Here is a 6,699-nt window from a genome sequence, read left to right as displayed (position 1 = left end):
CAATCCCGGCGTTTGTATCTCGTCTCCAACCGGGCAACCCAGGTCCACGGCCAGGCAGCCTGAACCAGGCTGACCGCACCACAGAATCCCCGTCGACCCTGTCGGCGGGGATTCTGCGTACCCGCCCAGCCTGAACCAGGCTGACCGCACCACAGAATCCCCGTCGACCCTGTCGGCGGGGATTCTGCGTACCCGCCCGGAGCCCCGAGCGGGGCGAGAGGGCCCGCCGGGGAATCCCCGCCCGTCGTTCGCCGTTATCGGTAGACCACAAGGAGGGAATCCATGTTCTCGTACCGCCGCACGCCCGAGCTGCCCACCCGCGAGGAAGCCCTGACCGGCCGCGCCGAGCCGGTCTTCGCCCTGCCCGCCGCGCACACCGTGCTCGGCAACCCCCTCGCGGGCCCCTATCCCGCCCACCTCCAGGTCGCGGACTTCGGCCTCGGCTGCTTCTGGGGGGCCGAGCGCACGTTCTGGCAGACCCCGGGGGTGTGGACCACGCTCGTCGGCTACCAGGGCGGTTTCACCGAGAACCCGACCTACGAAGAGGTCTGCTCCGGCGGCACCGGCCACACGGAGGTCGTGCGGGTCGTCTTCGATCCGTCGCTCGTCTCCTACGAGGTCCTGCTGAAGCTGTTCTGGGAGTCGCACGACCCCACCCAGGGCTTCCGCCAGGGCAACGACGTCGGCACCCAGTACCGCTCGGCGCTCTACACCCACTCCCCCGCCGCCCAGGCCGCCGCCGAGGCCTCCCGCGACGCCTACCAGCGGGTCCTGACCGCCTCCGGCCACGGCCAGATCACCACGGCGGTCCTCCCGGCGGCCGAGCGCACCTTCTGGCCGGCCGAGGCGTACCACCAGCAGTACCTGGACCGCAACATTAACGGCTACTGCGGCATCGGCGGCACGGGCGTGGCCTGCCCCATCGGCATCGCCGAGGCTCCCGGGGATGAGTGAGCCCCAGCCCAGAGATCTTGCCGTCCAGTAGGAGCTTCCCGATCTGCTTCCGCACCTCCGGAAGCAGATCGGGGATGTTCGGGCTGGACGGCTCGTTCTGGTCGTACGCCAACTATCTCAGCGGCCTCCACGAGGGCAGCGGACGCACGGCCCTTGCAGGCTTCCGTGAATGGCTGGTCGCTCACCTGGGGTACGGCAACAACCTCGTCTGGGAGGCTCTCGTCGGCAGCCGCATGGCCTTCCCGGATGAGTCGGTGCTGCCGCGCTTCCGGTCCATGACCAACGAGGAAGATGCCGCGACTATCGGCACGCTCTTCGACGCACTGGAGCGGCGTCAGAGAGAAGTTGAGGAGATGCTCCAGAGTTACAGGCTTTTCATCGACGTTGGCGGAAACTTCAAGGCCTCGACGCCGTCCGTGCCGTAAGTCGGCATCGGCCGCGCTGCTTGACGAGACGAACCAATTTCATATGAGCGGATACCGACCGCTTCCAGCCACGGCTGTCCGGGGCCCGCCAGAAAGGACCTTTCCTGTTCTGGAAAGGTCAGGCGCTTGACCTCGCCACGACCGCCTCGGGAGCATCGAACACGACAGACGTACAGCGACATGTGGGGGCGAGGATGCTGCGGAAGCTGTCCGGTGACCCGGAGTGCAGGAACGGAACGTGCCCGACCCTGTGGGGTACTGAGGACGCCAAGGACTACGTAGTACAGGGCTACGTCATCACTGACCCCGAGCGGCTGGCGCAGCTCGACCTACCCGAGGGTGAGACCGCCGTCGTGGTCCCGGCCGCAGTGCTGGAGGAGTACTTCCGTGCTCAGCGGTGAGGAGTTCGGCCGGCTCTTCGAGACCTTCGAACGAAGCGCCTTTCGGCTGGAGACGCTCGCCGTCTACAGCGTGGAGGAGGAGCGCGAGGAGTTCGAACGCTTCCTGTCAGGCGGGGACATGGGCCCTGACTGGGACAACAACCCATGGGTACGGTCGATGACCGACAAGGGGAAGGACGTGTCGCGCGTCCATGTGCTCAGGTCTCCGCTGACCGACTACCTGCGGTACGAACTGGCCGCCTACCCGGGCAACATCACGGCCGGCGAGACCATCGGCATCATCGACCAGGCTGACCGGGAAGTGGCCGAACTGCCCGATCACGACTTCTGGTTGTTCGACGACCAGGACGTGTACCGGATGCACTACACACTCGAAGGTGTGTTCATCGGTGCAGACCTGCTTCCTGCCCACTGCCTTGCCAAGTATCAGGACTACCGAGACCGCGCCTTGGCCGAAGCGGTGCCGTTCGCGGACTACTGGGAGCGGCACCACTGACCACCGACTCGATCGGGAAAGCCTTGCGGGCGCTGCGCGATACATCCGGACTCACGGGTGACGCGGTGGCCCGCAGGGCTTCCATGTCTGCCGGGAAGCTCTCGAAGATCGAGACGGGCAAGGTACGACCGACCGTCCAGGACGTGGACTTGGTCCTCACCGCCATAGGCGTGAGCCAGGAAGCCAAGGAAGAGTTCCTGGCAGCCGTCCGCGCTGAAGCCACCGAGGCCACCGCATGGCGCCTGCTGCGCCGCATGGGCCCGTGGAAGCACCAGAAGACCATCCGGGCAATCGAGGCCGGCACCACCACGCTCAGGCTCTTCCAAGGCCAGCTCGTCCCTGGGCTCCTCCAGACCCCTGAGTACGTCTCTGCCGTCTTCTCCCTGCCTCCCGCCCTGCCGGAAGAAACCAAGGCCAAGACCGTGGCGGCCCGCCTCGAACGGCAATCCGTCCTGTACCAACCAGGCAGGTCCTTCCACTTCCTGATCTGCGAGCACGTACTCCGGTGGCGCATCGGCGAGCCCGTGGTCATGGCGCTGCAACTGGATCGGCTTGTGTCCGTGTCCCGTCTGCCCAACGTCTCGCTGGGGGTCGTGCCGTCCGACCGCCAGATGCCCGACTTCCCCATGACCTGCTTCAGCCTCCACGACGACCGGCTCGTCATCGTGGAGACGTTCCATTCCGAGGTCACAACTCGCGACCCGAAGGACGTACAGCTCTACCTCGACACGTTCGAGCGGTTCGCCGCGGTGGCGGTCTACGACGATGCCATGAGAACCCTGGTCGAAGGCATCCGGGACGGATTCTTGCCCCAACAGGAAAGGTCCTAGAGCAAGCTGCCCAGCGGGTGAAGCATCGTCGGTGCCGACACCCGAGGGAGGGAATCCCAGTGAGCAGCCCCCGCACCACGATGGACCCGCCGGTTCAACTGTCCCTCCCCCGCACATCCCCTGGGCCTGCACCAGGTTGTGGTGTGTGCGCTGCGCTCGCGAAGCAGCGCACAGCGGCGCAGGGCGACGGAGACATGTCCGCCATCTTGGACTGCAACATCGAGTTGTCCGCGCACCCCGAGAAGCACCCCGGGGTGCGGTAGTGGACATGCAGACCTGGCGTGACGGACGGACAGCGGCCCTGAACGCCTCCGAGGCCTTGCGCAAGGTGCTCGCTGCCCTGGGCCTGCCGGAGAGCTCCTACGCGGCGATACGGCCGCAGGTGACCCCGAGAGGTCAGCCGCTCGTGCACGTGGGCTCGATCCCCTCTGCTCACGTCGAGCAGATCGCGGAGGCGCTGCGCAGCACTCGGGCACACGCGAGCGGGACAGCGGTGCCCGACCCATCTGAATCAAGGAGGACCTGATGACCGACCTGTACAGCCTCGACATCGACGGAGCCCAGTTCGGCAAGGTGTGTGGAGGCAACACCCACCCGGACGGCGAGGCGTGCGTGACCCTCGCGAAGATCGGGCCGGATGCGTGGGCCATGGGTGACAGCAAGCGCCCGGACGCCGAGCCGCTGCGCTTCACCACGGCCGAGCTGAACGCGGCGGGCATCGACCCCGTCCGGTTCGACCTCTCCGCCTGATCCACAGCACCACCTGAGCTGATGGCCCCGCCCTCACGCCGACGAGCGGGGCCGTCGTCATCTCTCGGAACGGAGCGGCGGTGCACCACCACGGTTACGCATGGGTGGGTGAGAAGAAGACGTTCGACAACGAGAGCGTCCGCAGACTGGCCGGACAGGCCCCGACCACAAGCAGCGAGATGGAGGTACATGACCGATACCGAGAAGCCGTGGCCGTTTTCCCGACCACCGACGTACCCCCGATCCAGACGGCACACTGGCTCATGAAGCCACCCTCGATGGTCCGAGGGACATGGGAGGAGCCCAAGGAAGCCGGCGAATGGTTGGGGCTTCAGCTCTCGGAGTTCGCACCCCGTTTCGCCTCTGAGCAGGATCGGGAAGTGACCAGGCTGATTCTCCTGGTGCAGGCCGCAGTCGAGCGACTGACGTGGGGAGGAGACGTGTCCCTCGGCCACTATCTGAAGGGCACTGTCTTCCACTCCGTCGCCCTTGTCACGTGCTCTCCGAACCGTGCCGCTCGCAACCTGCCCTGTCCTGCCAGGCAGGGCCGCGCATGACAGAGGCCCCGACCGGTACCAGGGTCCGGGCGGGCGCCTGTGCGCCCGCCTCGGGCGCTCTCTCCTGCGCCGTGAAGTCTCAACCTGCCGTGCCGGTAAGCGCCCGGTAGACAGTCGCCTGGCCTACTCCCAGGACCTTGGCGATGGCGCCGTAGCTCTTGCCCTCGTCCTTCAGCGCCTGCGCCTGCTTGACCATCTTCGAGTCCACGGCCTTGGGTCGGCCACCGAGCTTGCCTTGCGCCTTGGCTGCGGCGAGTCCGGCTATCGTTCGATCCTTGATCAAGGCGCGCTCGAACTCCGCCATCGACGCGATCACTCGGCTTGGAATTTGAGCATCAGGACTCGGTCAAGACCACGCGCAGGCAGCGGTAGTCCATATCCGCAAGACGAACGAAGGGGCACCAGCCAGATGGCGGTGCCCCTTTCCGTTTCGGCTCCCCGTCAGTCCCGCCACTTCGGGACCAGCAGGTCAGGGTTGAACGGGCGCCGACCTCCGCCACCCACGGGCATGACGATCACCGCGTGCAGTGCCTCCCTGATCAGGGCACGCTTCTGCGCCAGGTCCAGCTGGCCGGAGGTCCAGCGCTCGCGCACGTCGCCGGTTACTTCGGCTGCACGCTGCTGGTTGAGGACGTGACGGGTACGGTCCGCGCGGAGTTCCTTGACGCGCGCTTCCATCTTCTGATTCTGAGGGAAGAACAGCTCATCCGAGATCTGGTCCTCCTGCCACGCCTGAAGCAGCTTGCGCTGCTTCTTCGTCAGGCGGGCCAGCTCTTCCTCCCCCGCCCATTTATCGTCCGCATGCTTCGTCCTGGCCGTCTGTTCCTCCAACTTCGCGAGGACTGCCTCCGTGACGAACTCGTCAAGCTTGGCTCCGTTGCGACCCGTGCCGCCACAGCCGCCCATTTCCTTGCTGGGGCACTGGTAGAGATAGCCACCGGACAGGTCCGGTCGGGCAGTGGCGCGGAGCGGCGCGTTGCAGATCTGTCCGTCCGCACCAGGCTTTCCGCATCGGAGGATTCCCGTCAGCAGGTAGGACGGAGTGCGGTAGTCAGTGACAGATCCGTCGGACTTCACGTTGGGGCCGACGCGCGCCGAGAAGATGGCGTCGATAGCCATCCACTCCTTCGGCGTGATGACGGGCTCCCAGCGACCCACGACCGGCACGCCGTTGGCATCACGCACCAGCTCGCCGTTGTGCTTCCGCCAGCCGCACAGTCGCGGGTTCCACAGCGCGAGCTTGAGTGAGCGGCTCGCCCACTCCTTGTCGTTGATCGTGCGGACGCCGGCCTCCCGCCACTCGCGGAGGATCGAGTGCATGGACTTGCCCGCGATCACCTCGCGGGCGCCCTTCGCCAGCCACGCCGCTTCCTCGGGCTCCAGCGTGAGCTTGTCGTCCTTCCAGCCGAACGGACGCTTGCCACCCACCGGAATGCCCAGCTCCGCGCGGGCGCGGTGTGAACGGCGCGCACGCCGCTGCATCTTGCGCACCTCCATCTTGGAGATGACGACGCCGAAGAGCCCCATGGACTCCACGTCCTCGCTGTAGAGGTTCTTCGACCCCTTGGCGTCCGCGTAGAGCCGCCCTTCCTCGTACGTGAGCGCGTCCACGAACCGCTCATAGTCGCCCGCCCGGCGCGTGAGCCGATCGTCCGCGACCACGATGACGCCCCGTACGGGCTTGCCGTCCGGCATGTGTCCCGACTTGAGCGCCTTCACCATGGCCTCGAAGTCCGGGCGCACCACAGCTGCCTTTGCCGCCGACAGGTCGTTGTCGGTGTAGCGGTGCACGATCGTCCAGCCGAGACGGGCCGCCGTCTCCCCGTTCACCTTGTGCTGGTCCTCGACGCCATGGCCGTCCCTGGCCGTGTCGGCGGAGATACGGGCGTACGAGACAACTGGGATCACCAGTGCCGCTTCGTTCACTTCCCACCCCTTTCACGAAGAGGCACTAATTCTACGCAAAGAGAAGTGTTATCCCAGGAGTATCTGGATAAGAACCCCGGCGGCTACTGCGGCATCGGCGGCACGGGCGTGGCCTGCCCGATCGGCGTGGCTCCCAGCGACGGCTGACCCGGGTCCGGCCTGCGTCCCGCCCGGGTCCGGCCCGGGGCGGGAGTGGGCGGGACCGGGGCGGGCCCCGACCGCCACGACCACGTGACCGAGCCCCGGGCGCCGCCGCGCGGGGGGGGGGCGGGGGGGGGGTGTGGGGGGGGGGGGGGGGGGCCGGGGCGGTGGATTAGGTCTCGGGTGGTGTTTGTCGCAGGGTGCGTGCGCAGGCGCCGC

9 protein-coding genes and 1 pseudogene are annotated in these 6,699 nt (G+C 67.0%); 8 read left to right on the top strand and 2 right to left on the bottom strand.

The features are described 5' to 3' along the window. The first annotated feature begins 282 nt into the window (after nt 1-282). From msrA to ACWF9Z_RS13690, 7 genes are all read left to right on the top strand, one after another. Complete coding sequence (gene msrA, locus ACWF9Z_RS13720) at nt 283-954, top strand: peptide-methionine (S)-S-oxide reductase MsrA (RefSeq protein WP_453601412.1); 672 nt, start codon at nt 283-285, stop codon at nt 952-954. A 74-nt stretch (nt 955-1,028) separates the two neighbouring features. Continuing rightward, the gene (locus ACWF9Z_RS13715; RefSeq protein WP_453601409.1) at nt 1,029-1,379 is read left to right on the top strand and encodes a hypothetical protein; all 351 of its coding nucleotides are present in this window, start codon (nt 1,029-1,031) and stop codon (nt 1,377-1,379) included. Nucleotides 1,380-1,573: 194 nt separating this feature from the next. Then, nucleotides 1,574-1,780, top strand: a complete 207-nt coding sequence (locus ACWF9Z_RS13710) for a hypothetical protein (protein WP_060178883.1) — start codon at nt 1,574-1,576, stop codon at nt 1,778-1,780. Further along, nucleotides 1,767-2,276, top strand: a complete 510-nt coding sequence (locus ACWF9Z_RS13705; protein ID WP_453601407.1) for a DUF6879 family protein — start codon at nt 1,767-1,769, stop codon at nt 2,274-2,276. The genes ACWF9Z_RS13710 and ACWF9Z_RS13705 overlap by 14 nt, the downstream gene beginning before the upstream one ends. 23 nt (nt 2,277-2,299) lie before the next feature. Further along, nucleotides 2,300-3,106 (top strand): helix-turn-helix domain-containing protein, encoded by an 807-nt coding sequence (locus ACWF9Z_RS13700; RefSeq protein ID WP_453601404.1) that lies wholly within the window; start codon nt 2,300-2,302, stop codon nt 3,104-3,106. A 525-nt stretch (nt 3,107-3,631) separates the two neighbouring features. Continuing rightward, nucleotides 3,632-3,856 carry a DUF397 domain-containing protein gene (locus ACWF9Z_RS13695; protein WP_453601402.1) on the top strand — a complete coding sequence of 75 codons (225 nt, stop codon included), beginning with the start codon at nt 3,632-3,634 and terminating at the stop codon, nt 3,854-3,856. A gap of 80 nt (nt 3,857-3,936) precedes the next feature. Continuing rightward, the gene (locus ACWF9Z_RS13690; RefSeq protein WP_453601399.1) at nt 3,937-4,413 is read left to right on the top strand and encodes a hypothetical protein; all 477 of its coding nucleotides are present in this window, start codon (nt 3,937-3,939) and stop codon (nt 4,411-4,413) included. 79 nt (nt 4,414-4,492) lie between these two features. Here the strand turns inward: ACWF9Z_RS13690 and ACWF9Z_RS13685 are convergent, their stop codons facing one another. Together ACWF9Z_RS13685 and ACWF9Z_RS13680 are read right to left on the bottom strand one after the other, a co-directional pair. Next, nucleotides 4,493-4,729, bottom strand: a complete 237-nt coding sequence (locus tag ACWF9Z_RS13685; protein WP_453601397.1) for a helix-turn-helix domain-containing protein — start codon at nt 4,727-4,729, stop codon at nt 4,493-4,495. A 125-nt stretch (nt 4,730-4,854) separates the two neighbouring features. Next, a complete protein-coding gene (locus ACWF9Z_RS13680) occupies nt 4,855-6,339 on the bottom strand; it encodes a recombinase family protein (RefSeq protein ID WP_453601394.1) in 1,485 nt (494 codons plus the stop codon). A gap of 42 nt (nt 6,340-6,381) precedes the next feature. On the opposite strand from ACWF9Z_RS13680, the pseudogene ACWF9Z_RS13675 reads away from it, so the two are divergent. Next, nucleotides 6,382-6,486: pseudogene (locus ACWF9Z_RS13675) on the top strand (peptide-methionine (S)-S-oxide reductase MsrA); the annotation flags it as partial. Nucleotides 6,487-6,699 lie beyond the last annotated feature (213 nt).

This window comes from Streptomyces sp. NPDC054961, from assembly GCF_053609145.1.
Note: the sequence above shows the minus strand (reverse complement) of the source record. Positions and strands in the feature narration are given on the sequence as shown.